This window comes from Bradyrhizobium sp. USDA 372, from assembly GCF_053629095.1.
In genome coordinates this window covers 496,232-517,142 of sequence record NZ_JBRJHR010000001.1, presented here as the reverse complement: position 1 = coordinate 517,142, position 20,911 = coordinate 496,232, and the positions used below count along the sequence as shown (strand labels likewise).

Sequence of the window (20,911 nt, the reverse complement as noted above, 5' to 3'; positions counted from 1 at the left end):
ACGCGAGACGCGGGTAGCGGCCCCGATCCTGCGCGCAAGGGATTGGGCCGGCTCCGGCTTCGCGTGAACGGAAGACCTCATGTTCGACATCGGGTGGAGTGAACTGGTCCTCATCGGGGTCGTGGCCCTGATCGCCATCGGCCCGAAAGAGCTGCCGGGCGTGCTGCGCATGGTCGGGCAATGGATGGGCAAGGCGCGCAAGATGGCCGCCGAATTCCAGGGCCAATTCCAGGAGGCGATGCGCGAGGCCGAGATGGCCGACCTCAAGAAGAGCTTCGACGAGGTCAAGGAAGCCGCCACGGGATTCAATCCACTGACCTCGCTCCAGAAGGACGTGAGCGACGCGCTTCGCGTCGATGCGCTGGACAAGCCGGCCGAGCCGTCGGCCGCCACGGCGGTCGATCCGCCCGTCACGCCCACGACACCGGAGAGCCCAACGCCTTCGACCTTCATGGAAGCCGAAGCGCATGCGGCCGCGAACGAGCCGCTCGCGATCACCCGTGAGGTCGAACAGGCGACGGTTGCGCAGGACACCGCGCCATCCGAAGCGATCAAGGACGCCAAAGCGTCATGACCGACGCCGATATCGAGGCCAGCAAAGCCCCGCTGATGGACCACCTGATCGAGCTGCGCTCGCGGCTGATCAAGGCGCTGCTCGGCTTTGGCGTGGCCTTCATCTTCTGCTTCTTCTTCGCCAAGCAGATCTACAACGTGCTGGTCTGGCCGTTCGTGTGGATCGCGGGTCCCGAGAACTCGAAATTCATCTACACGGCGCTGCTGGAATATTTCATCACCCAACTCAAGCTCGCCCTGTTCGGCGCAGGCTTCATCTCGTTCCCGATCGTGGCGACGCAGATCTACAAATTCGTCGCGCCCGGACTCTACAAGCACGAGAAGCAGGCCTTCCTGCCGTATCTGGTCGCGACCCCGTTCTTCTTTGTGCTCGGTGCGGCGCTGGTCTATTTCGTCGTGCTGCCGATGCTGGTGCGCTTCTCGCTCGGCATGCAGCAGGCCGGCGGCGACGAGACCGCGCAGATCCAGCTGTTGCCCAAGGTCGGCGAATATCTGTCGCTGATGATGTCGCTGATCTTCGCCTTCGGCATCGCCTTCCAGCTGCCGGTGATCCTGACGCTGCTCGGACGGATCGGCATCGTCACCTCGAAGATGCTGCGCGAGAAGCGGCGCTATTTCATCGTGATGGCCTTCGTGATCGCGGCCGTGCTGACACCGCCCGACGTGCTCAGCCAGTGCTCGCTCGCGATCCCCCTGATGGCGCTCTACGAGGGCTCGATCATCGCGGTGGCGATGGTGGAGAAGAAGGCGGCGGCCTCGTCGCAAGCCACCGGCACCGACGTGTCGACGCCGGCCAAGCCGGCGGAGTAGGGCACTTTCGCACTATCATGTCGCTGCTCAGCCCATGATTCGTCATGCCCGGGCTTGACCCGGGCATCCACGACTTGATCTAAGGCGGCAGACACGTGGATGGCCGGGACAAGCCCGGCCATGACGGGAAGACAGCCATGCACGACATCAAAGCGATCCGCGACAATCCGCAAGCCTTCGACGCCGGCCTTGCCCGGCGCGGCCTGAAGCCGATGTCGGCCTCGCTGCTTGCGATCGACGAGAAGCGGCGTGCGGCGATTCTGGCCTCGGAGCAGGCGCAGGCGCGGCGCAACGCAGCCTCAAAGGAGATCGGCGACGCCAAGAAGGCCAAGGACGAGGTGCGCGCGGCGAAGCTGATGGCCGAAGTCGCCGAGCTCAAGACCACGATGCCGGAGCTCGAAGCGGCCGCGAAAGCCGCTGACGATGAGCTCGCCAGGGAGCTGTCGGCAATCCCAAATCTGCCGCTCGGCGAGGTACCCGATGGCGCCGACGAGCATGGCAACGTGCAGCGCCATGTCTTCGGCAACAGGCGCAACTACGCGTTCGCGCCCAAACCCCACGACGATCTCGGCGGCGCGCTCGGTGACATGGATTTCGAGACGGCGGCAAAGCTCTCCGGCGCGCGCTTCGTCGTGCTGAAGAAGGGGCTTGCGCGGCTCGAGCGCGCGCTCGGTCAGTTCATGCTGAACCTGCATGTCGACGAGCATGGCTATACCGAGATCAATCCGCCGCTGCTGGTGCGCAACGAGATCATGTTCGGTACCGGACAGTTGCCGAAATTCGAGGACGACCAGTTCTGGGCGATCAAGGGCGAGTTGCTCGCCGCGCCCGAATATGAGCGGCTGCAGACTGAACGTCTCGGCATCATTCCGACGGCGGAGGTAGCGCTCACCAACCTGGTCCGCGAATCCATCGTTGACGAGAAGCAGCTGCCGATGCGTCTCACGGCGCTGACGGCGTGCTTCCGCGCCGAGGCGGGTGCGGCGGGGCGGGACACGCGCGGGATGATCCGCCAGCACCAGTTCACCAAGGTCGAGCTGGTGTCGATCACGACGCCGGAGACCAGCAAGGATGAGCACGAACGTATGCTCGCCTGTGCCGAGGAGGTGCTGCGGCGGCTCGGCTTGCACTACCGCGTCATGACGCTGTGCACCGGAGATATGGGTTTTTCGTCGCAAAAAACCTACGACATCGAGGTCTGGATGCCCGGGCAGGGCGAGGGCGGGGCGTTCCGCGAGATCTCGAGCTGCTCGGTCTGCGGCGACTTCCAGGCCCGCCGCATGGATGCGCGCTCGCGCGGGCCCGACGGCAAGCCGCGCTTCGTGCACACGCTGAACGGCTCCGGCACCGCGCTCGGCCGCGCGCTGATCGCCGTGATGGAAACCTATCAGCAGGAGGACGGCTCGATCGCGGTCCCGGACGTGCTCCAGCCCTATATGGGCGGGCTGAAGGTGATCGCACGCGACTAAAGCGTTTCCCGCGAAGTGGGCGCCGGTTCGCGTCCGAAACGCGGCATGACGAGAATCGCGTTGCGAAGATCGGGCGGCCGGCTATCCTGCCGGCCCGTCCACGCGAACCCCTCCGTTCATGGCCTTGCACCGCGACATCTTCTGGGTCGGCCGACAATGGGCGGTGACAGGGGCCGGGATCCAGGCCGTCGATCAGCGCCTCCGCGGCGTTCTCGACATCGAGATCGCGCGGCTCTGGGACGACGATCTCGTGCAGAGCCGGCGGGCCAAGCCCGGGGTCAATGCAGCGGATTTCGACAAGGCGCTGACCGTGGCACGCGAACGCTTTCCGCAGGAGCCGACGTCTGACCCCTTCGTGGCGCAGCTGAAGGCGCTCGGCGTCATTGAGGCTTCCGTCGTGAACCAGGTCGTGCCGACGATGCAACTACGTGCCGAAGGCCGGCTCGCGCGCTTCCTGCCGCAATGGCGCATTCGCCGCTAGCGGGACCAGCCAGGGAACCAGCCGCCGGACCGCAATCGTCCGGTTTGCCTGATCGGCCCTGGCCGGATAAGACGGCTCAGACCCGCTTTCAGGAATCGAACCTTCCGCATGCGCATTCTCTGCACCAATGACGACGGCATCCACGCTCCCGGCCTCAAGGTCGTGGAGGAGATCGCGCGCGCCTTGTCCGATGATGTCTGGGTGGTGGCGCCCGAGCTCGACCAGTCCGGCGTGTCGCATTCGCTGTCGCTGAACGATCCCTTGCGTCTGCGCGAGGTCGGCCCGCGGCACTTCGCCGTGCGCGGCACGCCGACGGACTGCGTCATCATGGGGGCCCGCCATATCCTGGGTGCCAAGCTGCCCGATGTCGTGCTGTCCGGGGTCAACAAGGGCCGCAACGTCGCCGAGGATGTCGTCTATTCCGGCACCATTGCCGGCGCGTTGGAAGGCACCATCCTGGGGTTGCCGTCGTTCGCGCTGTCGCAGGAGTTCAGCGTCGAGACGCGCGAACGGCCGCCTTGGGATACGGCGCGCAAATTCGGACCGGATATCCTGCGCAAGGTGATCGCCGCCGGCGTTCCGAAGGACACCGTTATCAACATCAACTTCCCGTCCTGCGCGCCGGAGGATGTGCTGGGCATCCGGGTCACGCGGCAAGGCAAGCGCAATCTCGGCTTCCTCAGGATCGACGAGCGCAGGGACGGCCGCGGCAATCCCTATTTCTGGATCGGCTTCGAGCGCACCGCGATGCTCGACATGCCCGCCGACGGCACCGATCTCGCGGCGCTGCGCGAGCGCTACGTCTCGGTCACCCCGCTCCGGCTCGACCGTACCGACGAAGCGTTTTCGGAGCAGCTGGGCGTCACCCTGAAATAAAGGCTAGCCGCCGCGAAGCGCGGCCTCGATGGTCTTGCCGAGCGCGTCGAGCTGAAACGGCTTTTGCAGCGCCGGCCGGTCGCGATATTGCTCGGGCAGGCCGGAGGAGCCGTAACCGGTGGCGAAGATAAACGGGCAGCCCTTGGCCATGATGACATCGGCGACGGGCGAGATGACCTTGCCGTTGACGTTGACGTCCAGAATGGCGAGGTCGAAATCGGTGGATTGCGCAAGCCGCATGGCCTCGGTGATGTCACCCGCCTCGGCGGCTACCTTGTAGCCGAGCTCCTCCAGCATATCCGCGACCATCATTCTGATCATGACCTCGTCCTCGACGAGGAAAACAGAGCGGCCCGAAAGCCCTGTCGCAGTCATGGTTGAGTCCTTGCCCATTCTCGTAAACGTTCGCAGATAACGATAGGCGACGCAATGCGCGTTTCGGCGAACGCAAACCCCACAAATGGCTTAGCGCTTTGAATGCCTGTTGTGGTCAAATGCTGCGCCGAAAGGCTATCATGAGTTCCTGAGCCGGAACAAGATTCTCGTCTCGGGTTCTTGCGGTGCAGTACGGCGATCCGCCAGACGAGATGAGCAATAGCAGCAATGACGCCCGACCAGCAGCCGCCGGAAAAGATGATGTTTCAGCTCACGCTGAGGCGTCGTGGCATCAGTGATCAGGCCGTGCTGCGGACCATGGAAGAGGTGCCGCGCGAGCTTTTCGTCGACGAGGCCGATCGCGACGGCGCCTATCGCGACAGCGCGCTGCCGATCGCCTGCGGGCAGACCATCAGCCAGCCCTTCGTCGTTGCCTACATGACCGAGCAGCTCCAGCTCCAGAAGCAGCACCGGGTGCTGGAAATCGGCACTGGCTCGGGCTACCAGGCCGCCGTGCTGTCGCGGCTCGCCGGCCAGGTGCTAACCGTCGAGCGCTATCGCAAGCTGGCCGAGGCGGCACGCGCCCGGCTTGAGAAGCTCGATTGTCACAATGTCGAGGTGATGCTCGGGGACGGTCTCAATCTGCCTCCCAACATCGGCCCGTTCGACCGCATCATCGCCACCGCCGCGATGGAGCAGATTCCGGAGAACCTGGTCGAGCGGCTGGAGGTCGGGGGCATCCTGATCGCCCCCGTCGGCCCGCATCAGGGCGTGCAGACGCTGACCCGCCTGGCCCGGACGGAAACCGGGATCGAGCGCAAGGAACTCGTCGAGGTCCGCTTCGTGCCGGCCCTGCCCGGCGTGGCGCGGGAGCTGTAGAATCCCGGATCGGCAGTGCCGCCAACATCTTATTGTGAGGGTTAAGCCGTTATTTACTCGGCGCGTGTTTACTTAAAACACCAGTTCTGTTGCGTACGAGTGAGTAACCATGTCCGCTGTCGCCGAGTTGCTTTACTCGCGCCGCGTGCCGCAGGTCGCGGTGCTGGCGCTGATCTCCTTCAGCTTTGCAGGGTGCAGCGCCGACATGTCGTCGCGGCTGTCCCAGTCGAACTTCTCCAATCCCTTCGCCTCTGAGCAGACCGGGTCGGTGCAGCAGCCAACGCCGCCGCAGCGTGAGCTGCCGCAATATGCGCGGCCGCAGACGCAGCCCGGTTACTACCAGTCGCAGGCTTTGCCTCCGCCCGCGATGTCCGCCCCGCAATCCTATCCCGTCGCCTCCGGCGGCGGCGTATCCGGCGGTGGACGCGGCGTCAGCTCATATGCGCCTCCGGCGCAACCGCATCTGGAGACCACGGCTACCGTGCCGCCGCGGTCGGTCGCGGCCGCCCAGCCGGTCGGCGGGACCAAGATCATCGTCGGCACCAGCGATACGCTCGACGTGCTCGCCAAGCGCTATCACGTCACGCCGCAGGCGATCCTGGCCGCCAACGGCTACAAGGGTCCGCGGGCGCTCTCGCCCGGCCAGCAGCTGATCATTCCGTCTCCGGCGACGGCAGCTGCACCGGCGCCCGCAATGGCTCCCGTCGCGGCAGCCCCGGCAGCCAAGCCGGTTGCGGCCATCGCCGCACCGCCGAGCACGCACTTCGTCAACCGCGGCGACACGCTCGCCAGCATCGCGCGCAAGAACCACGTCTCGGCGGCAGAGCTCGCCCGTGCCAACGGCCTCGATCCGTCGGCAAAGCTCAAGCTCGGCACCAAGCTGACCGTGCCCGGCGCCAAGACCGCCGCCGTTGCGGCGCCGGTTGCTGCGGCTCCGGTCGCGGCCACACCGGTGGCCGGAACGCTCCAGCCCGTCGCGGCAGCTCCGGCGCCCACGACCAAAATGGCCACTGCCGCCGCGCCCGTGCAGAGCGCGCGTCTCGCCCAGGCCACGAGCAATGTCGAAGAGAAGCCCGCTGAGACGCCGGCGAAGGCTGCGGAGGCCACCGGCGCGCTGCCGACCTTCCGCTGGCCCGTCCGCGGCAAAGTGGTCACGACCTACGGCGCCAAGACCAATGGCAAATCCAATGACGGCATCAATCTCGCGGTGCCCGAGGGGACGCCGGTCAAGGCAGCCGAAGACGGCGTCGTCGCCTATTCCGGCAACGAGCTGAAGGGTTACGGCAATCTGGTTCTGGTTCGGCACTCCAACGGCTACGTCACCGCATATGCCCATGCGAGTGAGCTGTTGGTGAAGCGCGGCGATACCATCAAGCGCGGCCAGGTCATTGCCAAGTCGGGTCAATCCGGGGAAGTGGCGTCGCCGCAGCTCCACTTCGAGATCCGCAAGGGGTCGAGCCCGGTTGACCCGCTTCAATTCCTGAACGGGGCGTGAGGCGCGGGCCCGGAGCAGGGCACGCGATCACCAGAAGCACACTGTCGTCGCCCGGCTTGACCGGGCGATCCAGTATTCCAGAGACAGTTATTGTTGAGCCGATTAGCTGCGGCGTACTGGATTCCCCGCCTGCGCGGGGAATGACAGTTGGGGGTGAGGGCGACACTGTTCGCTACTGCGCCGTCAGCTTCACACCGAGCCGTCCCGCCAGCTCCTGCACGAACTGCCAGGCGACGCGGCCCGAGCGGGAGCCGCGCGTCGTCGACCATTCCAGCGCTTCGCGCTCCAGCGCCTCGTCGTCGATCTTGATGCCGAAATGGCTGCAATAGCCGCGCACCATGGCGAGATATTCGTCCTGGCTGCAGCGGTGAAAGCCGAGCCAGAGGCCGAAACGATCCGACAGCGACACCTTCTCCTCGACCGCTTCGCCCGGATTGATCGCGGTCGAGCGCTCGTTCTCGATCATGTCGCGTGCCAGCAGATGGCGGCGGTTGGAGGTGGCATAGAGGATGACGTTCTCGGGCCGGCCCTCGATCCCCCCTTCCAGCACCGCCTTAAGCGACTTGTAGGAGGCATCGTTGCCGTCGAAGGAGAGGTCGTCGCAGAACACGATGAAGCGGAAGGCGGAGGCGCGCAGCTGCTCCATCAGTGCCGGCAGGGTCTCGATGTCCTCACGGTGGATCTCGATCAGTTTGAGCTTGTCGACCGGTTTGCGCTCCGCGTTGATGCTGGCATGCGTCGCCTTCACCAGCGACGACTTGCCCATGCCGCGTGCGCCCCAGAGCAGGGCGTTGTTGGCCGGCAGGCCGTTGGCGAAGCGCTCGGTGTTCTCCATCAGGATGTCGCGCATCCGGTCGACGCCCTTGAGCAGGAACAGCTCGACGCGACTGACTCGCGGCACCGCCGAGAGGCGTCCGTCAGGGTGCCAGACATAGGCATCGGCCCGCTTGAACGACTCGGGCTCGACGGCCGGCGTGCCCCGGGCGGAAAGGTGCGCCGCAATGGTCTCCAGGGCGCGGACGATGCGCTCCTGGGCAAGGTTGGGGCCTGTCTCGGCGATCGCCGCCGTGGGGCGTTTTGCCGCGACGCGGGCGGGCTTGTTGGCAGGGGTGCGGGGGCCTTTGCCGGCCGGGCTTTTGTCTGGTTTCTTGGGCATGTCCGAAGTTCCTGAGAACGCAGCCTTATCGGGCCTCAGGGGCCGCCGCAAGGTGGCCCAAAAGGGCGGTCTGCCAGCGTTGCAATTGGGGCAATGGCCGCTATAGTCCGCGCGAATTTGACCGAACCGGTCGCCCTTGAGGGCCTGACCGGCTTTCCCCCGTTCTCACGAGGATCGTCCGAATGCTGATTACCCCTGCGTATGCCCAGGCCGCGGGCGCCGGCGACACCAACAGCATGTTGATGTCGCTGCTGCCGTTCGCCCTGATCTTCGTGATCATGTACTTCCTGATTCTGCGCCCGCAGCAGAAGAAGGTCCGCGACCACGCCGAGCTCGTGAAGAACATCCGCCGCGGCGACACCGTCGTGACCTCGGGCGGCCTCGTCGGCAAGGTCACCAAGGTGGTCGACGACGACCAGATCGAGTTCGAGATTTCCGACGGCGTGCGCGTGCGGCAGATGCGCCAGATGATCTCGGGCGTTCGCGCCAAGGGCGAGCCGGCGAAAGAAAGCTCGAAGGAAAGCGCCAAGGACGACAGCGCGGCGAAGTGAGCGCTTCACCGCGAGTCTCAAGTCTCCTGATCTGACAGGTCCAGTCGATGTTGTATTTCACGCGGTGGAAGGCGCTCGGGATCATCCTGACGGCGCTGATCGTGTGCCTCTGCGCGGTCCCGAACTTCTTCCCCGAGGCCCAAGTCAAGACCTGGCCCGCCTGGGCGCAGCGCCGGCTCGTGCTCGGCCTCGACCTCCAGGGCGGCTCCTATCTCTTGCTCGAGGTTGATTCCAACTACGTGAAGAAAGAACGGCTGGACCAGATCCGCGACGACGTTCGCCGGACGCTGCGTGACGCCAAGATCGGCTTTACCGGCGGCGTCACGGTGCGCAACGACGCGGTCGAGGTTCGCATCACCAAGGAAACCGACGTGCAGCCGGCGCTCGCCAAGCTGCGCGAGCTGTCCCAGCCGCTGGGCGGCCTCATGGGATCCAGCGGTCAGCGCGACCTCGAGGTGGCTGATGCCGGCGGCGGTGTGATCCGCCTCAGCGTCCCGCAGGCCGCGATGCTCGACCGCATGCGCAAGACCATCGAGCAGTCGATCCAGATCGTCGAACGCCGCGTCAACGAGCTCGGCACCGTCGAGCCCGTGATCCAGCGCCAGGGCAACGACCGCATCCTGGTGCAGGTCCCCGGTCTCCAGGATCCCACCCGCCTGAAGGAGCTGCTGGGCAAGACCGCGAAGATGGAATTCCGCATGGTCGACACCTCGGTGCCGCCGGATCAGGCGCAAGCGGGCAGGTTGCCGCCGGAATCCGAGCTGCTGACGAGCGCATCGCCGCCGCCCACGCCCTATGTGGTCAAGAAGCAGGTGCTGGTCGCCGGCGGCGACCTGACCGACGCCCAGGCGAGCTTCGACCAGCGCACGGGCGAACCGGTCGTCAGCTTCAAGTTCAACACGTCGGGCGCCCGCAAGTTCTCGCAGGCTACCACCGAGAACGTCGGACTGCCGTTTGCGATCGTGCTCGACAACAAGGTGATCTCGGCGCCGGTCATTCGCGAGCCCATCACCGGCGGCCAGGGCCAGATCTCCGGCAATTTCACCGTGCAATCGGCCAACGATCTCGCGATTCTCCTGCGCGCCGGCGCGCTACCGGCGCCGCTCACGGTCGTCGAGGAGCGCACCGTCGGCCCGGGCCTCGGCCAGGACTCGATCGAGAAGGGCGAGCTCGCCGCCTATGTCGGCTCGATCCTCGTTATCATCTTCATGCTCGTGACCTACCGGCTGTTCGGCGTGTTCGCCAACATCGCGGTGGCCATCAACGTCGCCATGATCTTCGGCCTGCTGTCGCTGCTCAATGCCACGCTGACGCTGCCCGGCATCGCCGGCATCGTGCTCACCGTCGGCATCGCGGTCGACTCCAACGTGCTGATCTACGAGCGCATCCGCGAGGAGCTGCGCGGCGGCCGCAACGCGATCTCGGCGATCGACGCCGGCTTCAAGCGGGCGCTCGCGACCATCCTCGATTCCAACATCACCACCTTCATTGCCGCCGCGGTGCTGTTCTACATCGGCACCGGTCCGGTGCGCGGCTTTGCCGTGACGCTCGGCATCGGCATCATCACCACGGTGTTCACCGCCTTCACCCTGACCCGACTGATCGTGGCATGGTGGGTGCGGTGGAAGCGGCCGCAGAGCGTGCCGATCTAGGAGCCTGATCGTGACTTACACCGTTCTCATCGGGCTCGGCGTCCTCATTGCCATCCTCACCGTGGTCGCGGCCCTCGGCCTGTTGCCGTCGCTGCGCATCGTTCCGGACGAGACGCATTTCGACTTCACGCGATTCCGCCGCATCAGTTTCCCGATCTCGGCCGCGCTGTCGATCGTCGCGATCACGCTGTTCTTCACCCACGGCCTGAACCTCGGTATCGACTTCAAGGGCGGCACGCTGCTGGAGGTGAAGGCGAAGTCCGGCACCGCCGACATCGCGGCGATGCGCACCTCGCTCGACGCCCTGGGCCTCGGCGAGGTCCAGCTGCAGCAGTTCGGCGGTCCCGAGAACGTGCTGATCCGAGTTGCAGAGCAGCCGGGCGGCGACGCCGCCCAGCAGGCAGCCTTGCAGAAGCTTCGCGGCGCGCTCGGCAACAGTGTCGACATTCAGCGCACCGAGGTGCTCGGTCCTCGCGTCGCCGGCGAGCTCCTGGCCTACGGCATGCTCGGCCTGATGCTCGCGATCGTCGCGATCCTGATCTATCTCTGGTTCCGCTTCGAATGGCAGTTCGCGCTGGGCGCCATGATCGCCAACGTGCACGACATCGTGCTGACGATCGGCTTCATGTCGATCAGCCAGGTCGATTTCGACCTGACCAGCATCGCGGCGCTGCTGACGATTCTCGGCTATTCGCTCAACGATACCGTCGTCATCTACGACCGCATCCGTGAAATGCTGCGGCGCTACAAGAAGATGCCGATGCCGCAGCTGCTCAACGAATCCATCAACTCGACGCTGTCGCGCTCGATCATCACCCACGTCACCGTGACGCTAGCACTGCTCGCGCTGCTGCTGTTCGGCGGCCATGCCATCCACAGCTTCACCGCGGTGATGATGTTCGGCGTGGTGCTGGTCGGCACCTACACATCGATCTTCATTGCGGCGCCGATCCTGATCTATCTCGGCGTCGGCGAGCATCGCGAAGATGCGCCCGATACGGCGACGCCGGCGAAGAAAAGCAAGGCATGATCCGAACCTCATGCCCTCGCTGGCGTTTGCGAGGGCAGTAAGCCCATTCGGACGAAGCTCATGGCCGGCGATCCCAACGCTCCGCATTTCCCGCGCTCGGCGCCGATCGATGCCTATGGCAAGGGCGGCTTCGCCTTTGCCGGCATGTCGCATCGGGGCTCGCTGCTCTGCCTGCCCGACGCGATCTGGGCCTGGGACGTGACCGACCCCGCGAAGATCGACCGCTATTCGCTGGATCGGGTTTTCGTGGCGGCCAACAGCATCGACACGCTGCTGGTCGGCGCCGGAACCGGGCTGTGGCTGCCGCCGCCCGAGCTGCGGCAGGCGCTCAAGGCGGTGAGGGTGGTGCTGGACACGATGCAGACCGGCCCGGCCGTGCGCACCTACAACATCATGATCGGTGAACGGCGGCGGGTTGCCGCCGCGCTGATCGCCGTGCCATGAGCACCCCCCCGCCGCCGCCCGACTCAGTTGTCTTTTGCGCCGATCTCGTGCGCAGCCATGACTTTCCGCGCTACGCCGCGACCCTGTTCGCGCCGGCCGCCGAACGCCGCGCGTTGCTGGCACTCTATGCCTTCAACGTCGAGATCGTCCGTGTTCGCGACCAGGTGAGCCAGCCCTTGCCCGGGGAGATCCGCCTGCAATGGTGGACGGACATGCTGTCGGGCCAGGTCCACGGCAGCGCCGAGGGCAATCCGGTGGCGGCCGAGCTGCTCCGCGCGATCCGCGATTTCGACCTGCCGGTCGAGCCGCTGTCGCTGCTTGCGGAGGAACACCAGTTCGATCTCTACAACGACCCGATGCCGACCATGGCCGCGCTGGAAGGTTACCTGGCGGCGACCTCATCGGCGCTGTTCGCCCTCGCAGCGCAGGTGTTGGGACCGCCATCGGAGGCGGCCGAGCATCTCGCCCGCCATGCCGGTCTGGCGCAGGGGATCGTGCAGGTCATCGCCAATCTGCCGCGCGATGCCGCGCACCGGCAATTGTTCGTGCCGCAGCAGGTGCTGGAGAAGCACAATTGCAGCATGGAGGATGTGTTCGCCGGCAAGGAGACACCCAATCTCCATGCGGCGCTGGAGCAACTCGCGGGTGAAGCCCGGCAGCATATGACCGCGGCTTCATCGCTGCTGGCGCAGCTGGCGCCGCCGGTGCGGCCGGCATTTCTGCTGCTGCGGCAGGCGCAGGCCGATCTCGCGCGCCTGTCGCGCCCGGGACGCAATCCGTTTACATTGCAGCCGACCTCGCGGTTGCGCACGCTCTGGACGCTGTGGCGCGCCTCGCGATCGCGTGAATTTACCAAATAGGCGCCGGCTTATCGCCTGGCCCGGCCAAATGCTCTATGCTGTCCTATGGCTGACATGTCCCAAAGTACGTCCGAACTCAGCGGCCTTCCGGTCGCACCGGAAGACATTCACGCCGCCGCCAAGACCATCCAAGGCGCCGTCGTCGAGACGCCCTGCAGCTACAGCCGCACGCTGAGCAGCATCTGCGGCTGCGACATCTGGCTGAAATTCGAGAACCTCCAGTTCACCTCCTCGTTCAAGGAGCGCGGCGCGCTCAACCGGCTCACCGCGCTGACGCCGGAAGAGCGCGCGCGGGGCGTGATCGCGATGTCCGCGGGCAACCACGCGCAAGGCGTTGCCTACCACGCCAAGCGGCTCGGCATTCCCGCCACCATTGTGATGCCGATCGGCACGCCCATGGTGAAGATCGAGAACACCAGGCATCACGGCGCCGAAGTGGTGGTCACGGGCGCGACGCTGGAAGAGGCGGCCGCCTTTGCGCGAAGCCACGGTGAAGCGCACGGCATGGTCTTCGTCCACCCTTACGACGATCCGCTCGTCATCGCCGGGCAGGGCACGATCGGACTGGAAGTGCTGAAGGCGGTCCCGGAGCTCGACACGCTCGTCGTCCCGATCGGCGGCGGCGGTCTGATCAGCGGGATTGCCATTGCCGCGAAGTCGATCAAGCCGTCGCTGCGGATATTGGGCGTCGAGGCCTGGCTGTATCCCTCGATGTACAACGCCATCCATGACGGCAATCTGCCGGCGCGCGGCGATACGCTCGCCGAGGGCATCGCGGTGAAATCGCCGGGCAGGATCACCACCGAAATCGTCCGACGCCTCGTCGACGACATTGCCCTCGTCAACGAAGCCGAGCTCGAGCGTGCGGTCGCGACCCTGATCTCGATCGAGAAGACCGTGGTCGAGGGCGCCGGCGCCGCCGGCCTCGCCGCCCTGATGTCCGATCCGTCTCGCTTTGCCGGCGAGAAGGTCGGCCTCGTGCTGAGCGGAGGCAATATCGACACGCGGCTGATCGCTTCCGTGCTCACCCGCGAGCTGGCGCGCGAGGGGCGGCTGACGCAATTGTCGCTCGATATCCCCGACAGGCCGGGGCAGCTCGCCGCGGTAGCCGCGCTGCTGGCCGAGGCCGGTGCCAACATCATCGAGGTCTCTCACCAGCGGACCTTCTCCGATCTGCCGGCCAAGGCGACGCTGCTGCAGCTCGTCATCGAGACCCGCGATGCCGCGCATCTCGACGAGGTCATGGCGCGGCTCAGCGCGTCCGGACTGAGCGCGCGCTGCACGTGAGCGCCACGCGAGGCCGAGCCGAGCGCTACTCGGGAAGGCCTGCAACGCGGAGGGCGTCGCCCAGCGAAAAGGCAAGCGCAGGCGCGCAGTCGACGCCCTGAAATTGACGGCCATAGCGGAAGGTCGGGTGTAGCTCCAGCACCCGCGCGGCCGCGGCTTTCGCCTCCTGCAATCGTCCCAGCTTTGCCAGCGCTGCGGACAATTGCACATAGGTGATGCTGTGGCGAGGGTTGGCCTGAACCGAGCGGTAAGCGGCGCGGCACGCCTCCTCATATCGGCCGCGATGGAAGTGCCCAAGCGCCTGGGCGTCGAATGCGGCGAAAGCCCAGGAATCGAACGGGCTGAGCCGCAGGCCTTGCTCGCTCCATTCGATGGCGCGGTCGGAATCTCCGCCCCAGCCGAGCACGACACTGCCGAGGATGTAGGTCAAGGCCGATGATGGGCTGATGGCGAGCGCGGCCTCGAACGCGGTGAATGCCGCGGAGCGATCATGCCCGTCCATGCCGACCGAGAAACCCGCGAGCGTAAGCGCAAGCGCGTCGTCCTGGCCATGGGCGATGGCCGAGCGCGCGTGGTGGATCGAAGCCTCGCGATTGGCTTCCTGCAAGCCGGCCCGGAGAAACAAGCAATGATGGCACATCGCCGCATTGCCGTGGGCGAGCGCATACGCAGGCTCGAGCGCGATCGCTCGTTCGAGCAACACGAGCGCCTGGGTCACCTGGGCGGGCATGCCGGAATCGACGTCCGGCTGGGCGCGCAGGACGAGATCATAGGCATCCAGGCTGTCCGGCCGCTTGCGCTTGACCCTGTTGATCTCGGCACGCCGTAGGCTGGGCGCGATGGCACCGACGGTCGACAAAGCGATGTCATCTTGGAGGGCGAAGACGTCTTGGGACCGGCGGTCAAATCGCTCGGCCCATACGTGCATTCCGCTCGCCGCATCGATCAACTGGCCGGTGATGCGGACCAGCGTGCCTGTCCTGCGGACGCTGCCTTCAAGGACGTAGCGTACACCAAGCTCGCGGCCGACCTGCTTCACGTCCACCGCGCGGCCCTTGTAGGCGAACGTGGAATTCCGCGCGATCACGAACAGCCAGTTGATGCGTGAGAGCCCGGTGATGATGTCATCGACCATCCCATCGGCAAAATAGTCCTCGTCCGCATCACCGCTCAAGTTCGTGAAAGGCAACACTGCGATCGACGGCCTGTCGGGCAATGTCAGCGGCGGTGCTTGCGGCGTTGCCTGAGCGCGATCCGGATCGGACGGCCTCACGGTCGGGCCGACATAACGATAGCCGCGGCGTGGCAGCGTTTCGATCCAATGCGTCTCGCCGGAGATGTCCGCCAGCGTGCGCCGCACCGCCGCGATCTGGACCGTCAGATTGCTGTCCTCAACGGCCTGGGCGGGCCAGGCCCCCTCGATCAAGGCGTCTTTCGAAACAGGCGCTCCAGCTTTCCGGACGAGGAGGGCGAGGAGCAGCACGGCGCGCCGGCCGAGTCCGGTCGGCTCGGCACCGTGGAACAGGATCCCTGCCTCGTCATCGAGCCGAAAGGGACCAAATTCAAGGATCGCGGCCATGCCGAAGAAGGGCACATTTCGCAGGTTTTTTGCAACGTTTTCCGAACGGCTTCACCACTTTCGGGCTCGCCTGGATCACTATCGCGCCAGCCGTGAGGAGCGCTGCAACAAGCGATGGAGGGATACATGACCGCGAAACACGTGATCCGCAGGCCCGGCGAGACCGAAGGGGTCGTGCTGCGCGGCCAACCGATGGGCTTCCTGGTGACCGGCGAGGACACCAGGCACACGAGCATGTTCGACTGGACAATTCCGGCAGGATTCGCCACGGGCCGGCACGTGCATCGTGTTCAGGAAGAGACGTTCTACATGCTCGAAGGCGAGTGTGAATGGCACGTTGGGGATGAGGTCGTCCGCGCAACCCCCGGGACCTTTCTCTTCATTCCTCCGGGCGTAGCTCACAACATCACAAATGTGAGCGAGAAGCCCGCGCGCGTGCTCATGACCGTCTCCCCACCGGGACACGAGCATTATTTCGAGGAGCTGGCCAAGCTGACGGCGAGTGGGCCGCCGGATGCGAAAGCCATCAGCGCCTTACGCGCCCGCTTCGATACCGACCAACTCTCGGCATTGACGACAAGAGCTTGATGTCAGGCCGGCGCGATGGTGGAGCGACCTCACGGTCGGCCCGGTCGCGCCGCCTCCTCTTGCTATCGTGTCAGGTCCGCCAGATGCGCGAGCAGCCGATCGACCTCGGCTTCCGTGTTGTAATAATGCGGTGACGCCCGCACGAGATGCGGCAGCGAGCGAAGCTCGGCATCGATGCGCGTGCTCGATGGGTCCGAAGCACCGATCGTGATGCCGGCTGCAGCGGCGCTGGCGACAATGTCGTCCGCCTCGTGCCCGTCCATCGTGAAGCTGACGATCGCACCCGGCGCACGCCCGAGGTCGCGAATGGTGATGCCAGGAAGGGCGGCGAGGCCGCCGCGCAGGCGGCCGGCGAGCGGGCGGCAGCGCTGCTCGATCCGATCGATGCCGATCTCGAGGGCATAATCGACAGCCGCGCCCAGCCCAAGCCGGGCCGCGTAATTATTCTCCCATGTCTCGAAACGGCGGGCATCGTCGCGGAGCCGATATTCATCGCGCGAGACCCAGGGCGCTGCAAAATGGTCGATCATCGGCGGCTCGAGCTGCTGCAGCAGCGCGCGGCGGATGTAGAGAAAGCCAGTGCCGCGGGGGCCGCGCAGGAATTTGCGGCCCGTGGCCGACAACATGTCGCAGCCGATAGCTTCGACATCAACTGTCATCTGCCCGACCGCCTGGCAGGCGTCGAGCAGATAGGGAATGCCATGCGCCCGCGCGATCCTGCCGATTGCCTCTGCCGGATTGACCAGCCCGCCATTGGTCGGAACCCAGGTGATGGCGATCAGTTTCACCCGCTTTTCGATCATCCGTTCGAGCGCGTGGAGGTCGAGCTCACCGCTGGCATCGCTCGGCACCACGTCGATGACCGCGCCGGTTCGCTTGGCGACCTGAAGGAAGGCGACATAATTCGCCGCGTATTCCGCTTCGGCGGTCAGGATCCGGTCGCCCTTCCGAAACGGAAGCGAATAGAACGCCATCTGCCACGCAACCGTCGCATTCTCCACGAGCGCGATCTCGTCGGGCGCGGCATTCAGCAGGCGCGCGACCGAGCCGTAGACCGCATCTAACCGCGGGGCTTCGCGGTCAGCGGCGGCATAGCCTCCGATCTCGCTTTCGAGGTCGAGATGCTGCTTCATTGCGGCGACAACGGGGGTCGGCATGAGCGCCGCGCCGGCGTTGTGGAGATAGGCGAGCCGGCTGGTGGCTGGGGTATCGGCACGTATTCGGTCGAGGTCGATCACTCGCGCCCTCCGCTTCTTGCGATCCCATGAATTAGGCGCGTTGCCGCGCGCGAGCAAGATGGGCTGGCGCGCCTCAGATGCAGAGGCCGAGCAGCTTGACGTGACAATTGCTGGGCTTTGGCTTGCTGGCCGGAGCGACCTCGCGCTTCACGGCAACGACGGGCTCCTTGTCCTTTTTCTTGCCTTTGCCCTTCGGCTCGTAATCGCCGGCGATGACCATGGCCCAATAGATGCGCTTGCCACTCGCATTCTTGGCGCTGGCAATGCCGACGCGGGAGGCGTTGTGCAGCAACAGGTTCTTGCGGTGCCCGGACGAGTCGATCCACTGGCCCAGCGTCTTCTCGAAATTGTCGTAGCCGTAGGCGATGTTCTCGGCGGCGCGGCCCGCACCGGCCGGTGCGACCCGGCGATTGAACGGGCCGAGCGCGTCGTGGCTGAGGTCGTCCTTCGCTGCCATCGCGCGGGCCTGATCCATGGCGATGCGATCGAGGGTGGCGTCGCGGACGACGCGGGCCTCACCATGCTTGAGACGGAAGCTGGAGATCAGCTCGGCCGGAGAGTCCGCCAGCGCGGGCGCGCCCGCCAGCAGCACAAGACCAGCGATGATCCCGCCAACCACACGATGCATCATCGTCCCCCGACCGCCCATGATCTCTGCGAGCCCTGCGTGATCCAAGCGCTTCTCGGTCGCCATTGTGGAGGCTTCAAGGCGCAGATTCCGCTTAGCTCGTTGGGAGCTTCGCTTCGAAATTGAAGCGGTCGCGCAGGTTCTTGCGCTGCTCCAGGATGTCCTTGAGGAAGGCGCGGTCCTGCTCGTTCTTCATCATCGGCTCGATCAGGTCGAGCTGGTTCATGGCGACCAGCTGCAAGACCTCGGTGCGCGGCTTGCCGCTGCTGTTGCGTGGCAGGGCGTGCACGACCTGGATGTGCTCGGGCGGCTTCGGCCCCTTGGCGGCGGCAAGCTCGCTGCGGAGCTGGCCTTCGAGCGCGGCGTGATCGGCCTCGACGAAGGCGTAAAGTCCGACGCCGGAGCGGCGGTCGGCAAAGGCGACGATGGCGGCGTCGCGCACGGCGGGATTGCGGCGGATCAGCTCGGCCAGCACCGGCGCGTCGTTGACGAGCCGGCGGCCGCCGCCCTCGCGGTCGGTGAAATTGAACAGGCCGCGGGTGATGGCGCGATAGACCTTCTTGCCGGTGGCGAGCCACAGGCTCGCGGCGAACGACTTCCTCGCCAGGATCTTTCGCTCGCGCGGCGTCAGCGCCTCCGGCGCGTAGGAGCGCTTGTGCTTGAGCAGATGCCGGAGGTCTTCATAGGCGAGGATGCGATAGAGCCGGCCGCGGCGCTTGAAGCACGCGGCGAGCTGGAAGTCGGTCACATAGGCGCGGCCGTCGCGGCCGACCAGCCAGTTCTGCTCCTTGGCGAGATCGTTGTGGCAGATGCCGGCGCGGCGCAGCCGGCGCAGTGCGGCCTTGGCCGAGCGGAAATAGGCGAGATCGCCATGGGGCTTTGCCAGATGCAGCGCGACGCCGTCGACGAAGCCGCGCACCAGAGCGCGGCGCCCGGCCCATAGCAGCTCGGGACCGACGTCGAGGCCTTTGGCGCGCACCAGGGCATGCTTCTCGCGGGCGAACAGGTGGCGTGCCAGCAGGAACGACCACCAGGGCACCTCGTCCAGCCGGCGCAATACCGCATCGATCTCGCCGCTCTCGCTGCGGAAGCGGCCGCGCTCGACGGTCGAGAACACGTCGCGCTTGAGCAGCACGCCTTCGGTCCAGCGCGCCGACAGCTCTGCGGCGTCGTCTTTGGGCAGGCTCATCGCAAACTCACGCGGCGGCGGCAATGCGCAGGTGATCGGCGATCCAGCGATCGAGATCGGCGAGCGCCCGTGCGCTCAGCGCCTGCTTCTTGGCCACCGTCTTCTCGTTGCCGCGCAGCCGTGTGCCGTCGGGCTTCTTGGTCGGCACGGTCGCGAGCGGCGGGAATAGGCCGAAATTGATGTTCATCGGCTGGAACGAGCGCGTGCCCGGCTCGATGGTCTCGATATGGCCGCCAGTGATGTGGCCGAGCAGTGACCCGAGCGCGGTCGTGCCCGGTGGGCTGACAAGCGCCTCGCCACGTGCGTCCGCGGCTGCGTAGAGACCAGCGATCAAGCCGACGCTGGCGGATTCCACATAGCCCTCGCAGCCGGTCATCTGGCCGGCGAAACGCAGCCGCGGCTGCGCACGCAGGCGCAACTGGCCGTCGAGCAGCTTTGGCGAGTTCAGGAAGGTGTTGCGATGCAGGCCGCCGAGGCGGGCGAATTCGGCGTTCTCCAGCCCCGGAATGGTGCGGAAGATGCGTTGTTGCTCGCCGTATTTCAGCTTCGTCTGGAACCCGACGATGTTGTAAAGCGTGCCGAGCTTGTTGTCCTGACGCAGCTGCACGATTGCGTAGGCCTTGGTCGTGGGATCGTGCGGATTGGTGAGGCCGACCGGCTTCATCGGACCGTGGCGCAGCGTCTCGGGGCCGCGCTCCGCCATAACCTCGATCGGCAGGCAGCCGTCGAAATAGGGCGTGTTGGTCTCCCACTCCTTGAACTCGGTCTTCTCGCCGGCGATGAGCGCGGCGACGAAGCCGTCATACTGCTCCTTGGTCATCGGGCAGTTGATGTAGTCGGCGCCGTTGCCGCCGGGGCCGACCTTGTCGTAGCGCGACTGGAACCAGGCCACCGACATGTCGATGGATTCGCGGTGCACGATCGGCGCGATCGCGTCGAAGAAGGCTAGCGCGCTCTCATCCGTGAGCTCGCGGATGGCGTCAGCCAGTGGCGCGGAGGTGAGGGGGCCGGTGGCAACGATGACATTGCTCCACTCGGCCGGCGGCAGGCCTGAAACCTCGCCACGGGCGATCTCGATCAGGGGATGGTCGTTGAGCGCCTTGGTGACGGCAGCGGAGAAGCCGTCGCGATCGACTGCGAGTGCGCCGCCGGCGGGCACCTGGTTGGCATCGGCGGCGCGCATGATCAGCGAGTCGAGCCGCCGCATTTCCGCATGCAGCAAGCCGACGGCGTTGTTGGCGGCGTCATCCGAGCGAAACGAGTTGGAGCAGACCAGCTCGGCGAGCCCGTCGGTGCGGTGCGCCTCGGTCATGCGGGTCGGCCGCATCTCGTGCAGCACCACGGGCACGCCGGACTTCGCAACCTGCCAGGCGGCTTCGGAACCGGCGAGGCCGGCACCGATCACGTGCACGATGTTGGATTGGGGTCCTGTCATGGGGCGGACAGGTAGCGCTTTTCGACGGAGAGTGGAATCGCCGAGATCGAGTTTTCTGCCATCAGAAACGACAACGCCCGCACGAGGCGGGCGCTATCGGTCCGTTCCGGCGAAGGGCTGAACGATATCAGCCCTGGTACTGACCGGCGGCAACGCGCGGGATGTCCGAGCGATCGAGGCCGATGTCGGCCAGTTCGCGGTCGCTGAGCTGGGACAGCTCGGCAACATTGCGCTGATAGTCCCGGAAGGCCTGGATCATGCGGATGAGCGAGAGCAGCATTGGTAGTCTCCTGTAGTTCGATTCAGCTCTTGCTTC

22 protein-coding genes are annotated in these 20,911 nt (G+C 65.9%); 14 read left to right on the top strand and 8 right to left on the bottom strand.

Annotated features, from left to right (window positions below):
* Nucleotides 1-79: 79 nt before the first annotated feature.
* From tatB to surE, 5 genes are all read left to right on the top strand, one after another.
* The gene (gene tatB / locus AB7M16_RS02515; protein ID WP_172783666.1) at nucleotides 80-574 is read left to right on the top strand and encodes a Sec-independent protein translocase protein TatB; all 495 of its coding nucleotides are present in this window, start codon (nucleotides 80-82) and stop codon (nucleotides 572-574) included.
* Entirely contained in the window at nucleotides 571-1,383 is an 813-nt protein-coding gene (tatC, locus tag AB7M16_RS02510) for a twin-arginine translocase subunit TatC (RefSeq protein ID WP_260379267.1), read from the top strand. Before tatB ends, tatC begins: the two co-directional genes overlap by 4 nt.
* A gap of 137 nt (nucleotides 1,384-1,520) precedes the next feature.
* On the top strand, nucleotides 1,521-2,852 hold the full coding sequence (serS, locus tag AB7M16_RS02505) for a serine--tRNA ligase (protein WP_260379266.1): 1,332 nt from the start codon (nucleotides 1,521-1,523) through the stop codon (nucleotides 2,850-2,852).
* Between the two features lie 118 nt (nucleotides 2,853-2,970).
* Nucleotides 2,971-3,333, top strand: coding sequence for a hypothetical protein (locus AB7M16_RS02500; protein ID WP_260379265.1), 363 nt, complete (start codon nucleotides 2,971-2,973; stop codon nucleotides 3,331-3,333).
* 108 nt (nucleotides 3,334-3,441) lie between these two features.
* The gene (surE, locus tag AB7M16_RS02495; RefSeq protein ID WP_260379264.1) at nucleotides 3,442-4,209 is read left to right on the top strand and encodes a 5'/3'-nucleotidase SurE; all 768 of its coding nucleotides are present in this window, start codon (nucleotides 3,442-3,444) and stop codon (nucleotides 4,207-4,209) included.
* 3 nt (nucleotides 4,210-4,212) lie between these two features.
* Here surE and AB7M16_RS02490 read toward each other — a convergent pair whose 3' ends face one another.
* Complete coding sequence (locus tag AB7M16_RS02490) at nucleotides 4,213-4,584, bottom strand: response regulator (RefSeq protein ID WP_197959430.1); 372 nt, start codon at nucleotides 4,582-4,584, stop codon at nucleotides 4,213-4,215.
* A 228-nt stretch (nucleotides 4,585-4,812) separates the two neighbouring features.
* Between AB7M16_RS02490 and AB7M16_RS02485 the strand changes: the two genes are divergently transcribed.
* The gene (locus tag AB7M16_RS02485; RefSeq protein WP_260379263.1) at nucleotides 4,813-5,463 is read left to right on the top strand and encodes a protein-L-isoaspartate(D-aspartate) O-methyltransferase; all 651 of its coding nucleotides are present in this window, start codon (nucleotides 4,813-4,815) and stop codon (nucleotides 5,461-5,463) included.
* A 109-nt stretch (nucleotides 5,464-5,572) separates the two neighbouring features.
* Nucleotides 5,573-6,958, top strand: coding sequence for a peptidoglycan DD-metalloendopeptidase family protein (locus AB7M16_RS02480; RefSeq protein ID WP_453943041.1), 1,386 nt, complete (start codon nucleotides 5,573-5,575; stop codon nucleotides 6,956-6,958).
* Nucleotides 6,959-7,130: 172 nt separating this feature from the next.
* Here the strand turns inward: AB7M16_RS02480 and AB7M16_RS02475 are convergent, their stop codons facing one another.
* Complete coding sequence (locus AB7M16_RS02475) at nucleotides 7,131-8,114, bottom strand: ATP-binding protein (protein WP_172783674.1); 984 nt, start codon at nucleotides 8,112-8,114, stop codon at nucleotides 7,131-7,133.
* A gap of 182 nt (nucleotides 8,115-8,296) precedes the next feature.
* On the opposite strand from AB7M16_RS02475, the gene yajC reads away from it, so the two are divergent.
* Genes yajC through AB7M16_RS02445 form a run of 6 tightly spaced genes read left to right on the top strand, consistent with a single transcriptional unit; the run spans nucleotide 8,297 to nucleotide 13,938 of the window.
* A complete protein-coding gene (yajC, locus tag AB7M16_RS02470) occupies nucleotides 8,297-8,665 on the top strand; it encodes a preprotein translocase subunit YajC (protein WP_212257173.1) in 369 nt (122 codons plus the stop codon).
* A 47-nt stretch (nucleotides 8,666-8,712) separates the two neighbouring features.
* Nucleotides 8,713-10,317 carry a protein translocase subunit SecD gene (gene secD / locus AB7M16_RS02465; RefSeq protein ID WP_172783676.1) on the top strand — a complete coding sequence of 535 codons (1,605 nt, stop codon included), beginning with the start codon at nucleotides 8,713-8,715 and terminating at the stop codon, nucleotides 10,315-10,317.
* Nucleotides 10,318-10,327: 10 nt separating this feature from the next.
* Nucleotides 10,328-11,347, top strand: coding sequence for a protein translocase subunit SecF (secF, locus tag AB7M16_RS02460; RefSeq protein WP_212257172.1), 1,020 nt, complete (start codon nucleotides 10,328-10,330; stop codon nucleotides 11,345-11,347).
* Nucleotides 11,348-11,407: 60 nt separating this feature from the next.
* Entirely contained in the window at nucleotides 11,408-11,791 is a 384-nt protein-coding gene (locus AB7M16_RS02455; RefSeq protein WP_453943040.1) for an Mth938-like domain-containing protein, read from the top strand.
* A complete protein-coding gene (locus AB7M16_RS02450; protein ID WP_271506649.1) occupies nucleotides 11,788-12,651 on the top strand; it encodes a phytoene/squalene synthase family protein in 864 nt (287 codons plus the stop codon). The genes AB7M16_RS02455 and AB7M16_RS02450 overlap by 4 nt, the downstream gene beginning before the upstream one ends.
* Nucleotides 12,652-12,696: 45 nt before the next feature.
* The gene (locus tag AB7M16_RS02445) at nucleotides 12,697-13,938 is read left to right on the top strand and encodes a threonine ammonia-lyase (RefSeq protein ID WP_271506652.1); all 1,242 of its coding nucleotides are present in this window, start codon (nucleotides 12,697-12,699) and stop codon (nucleotides 13,936-13,938) included.
* A gap of 25 nt (nucleotides 13,939-13,963) precedes the next feature.
* Here the strand turns inward: AB7M16_RS02445 and AB7M16_RS02440 are convergent, their stop codons facing one another.
* Nucleotides 13,964-15,517, bottom strand: a complete 1,554-nt coding sequence (locus AB7M16_RS02440; protein WP_453943039.1) for a winged helix-turn-helix domain-containing protein — start codon at nucleotides 15,515-15,517, stop codon at nucleotides 13,964-13,966.
* 126 nt (nucleotides 15,518-15,643) lie between these two features.
* Here AB7M16_RS02440 and AB7M16_RS02435 point away from each other — a divergent pair, with 126 nt between their 5' ends.
* Complete coding sequence (locus tag AB7M16_RS02435) at nucleotides 15,644-16,105, top strand: cupin domain-containing protein (protein WP_260379257.1); 462 nt, start codon at nucleotides 15,644-15,646, stop codon at nucleotides 16,103-16,105.
* A gap of 62 nt (nucleotides 16,106-16,167) precedes the next feature.
* Here the strand turns inward: AB7M16_RS02435 and AB7M16_RS02430 are convergent, their stop codons facing one another.
* From AB7M16_RS02430 to AB7M16_RS02410, 5 genes are all read right to left on the bottom strand, one after another.
* A complete protein-coding gene (locus AB7M16_RS02430; RefSeq protein WP_453943038.1) occupies nucleotides 16,168-17,343 on the bottom strand; it encodes an aminotransferase class V-fold PLP-dependent enzyme in 1,176 nt (391 codons plus the stop codon).
* A gap of 73 nt (nucleotides 17,344-17,416) precedes the next feature.
* Nucleotides 17,417-17,971, bottom strand: coding sequence for a CAP domain-containing protein (locus tag AB7M16_RS02425; protein ID WP_172783684.1), 555 nt, complete (start codon nucleotides 17,969-17,971; stop codon nucleotides 17,417-17,419).
* Nucleotides 17,972-18,065: 94 nt separating this feature from the next.
* Nucleotides 18,066-19,160, bottom strand: coding sequence for an AMP-binding enzyme (locus AB7M16_RS02420; RefSeq protein ID WP_172783685.1), 1,095 nt, complete (start codon nucleotides 19,158-19,160; stop codon nucleotides 18,066-18,068).
* Between the two features lie 7 nt (nucleotides 19,161-19,167).
* Nucleotides 19,168-20,595 (bottom strand): methylenetetrahydrofolate--tRNA-(uracil(54)-C(5))-methyltransferase (FADH(2)-oxidizing) TrmFO, encoded by a 1,428-nt coding sequence (trmFO, locus tag AB7M16_RS02415; RefSeq protein WP_260379254.1) that lies wholly within the window; start codon nucleotides 20,593-20,595, stop codon nucleotides 19,168-19,170.
* 127 nt (nucleotides 20,596-20,722) lie between these two features.
* Entirely contained in the window at nucleotides 20,723-20,875 is a 153-nt protein-coding gene (locus AB7M16_RS02410) for a DUF1127 domain-containing protein (protein WP_007590701.1), read from the bottom strand.
* Nucleotides 20,876-20,911: the final 36 nt, after the last annotated feature.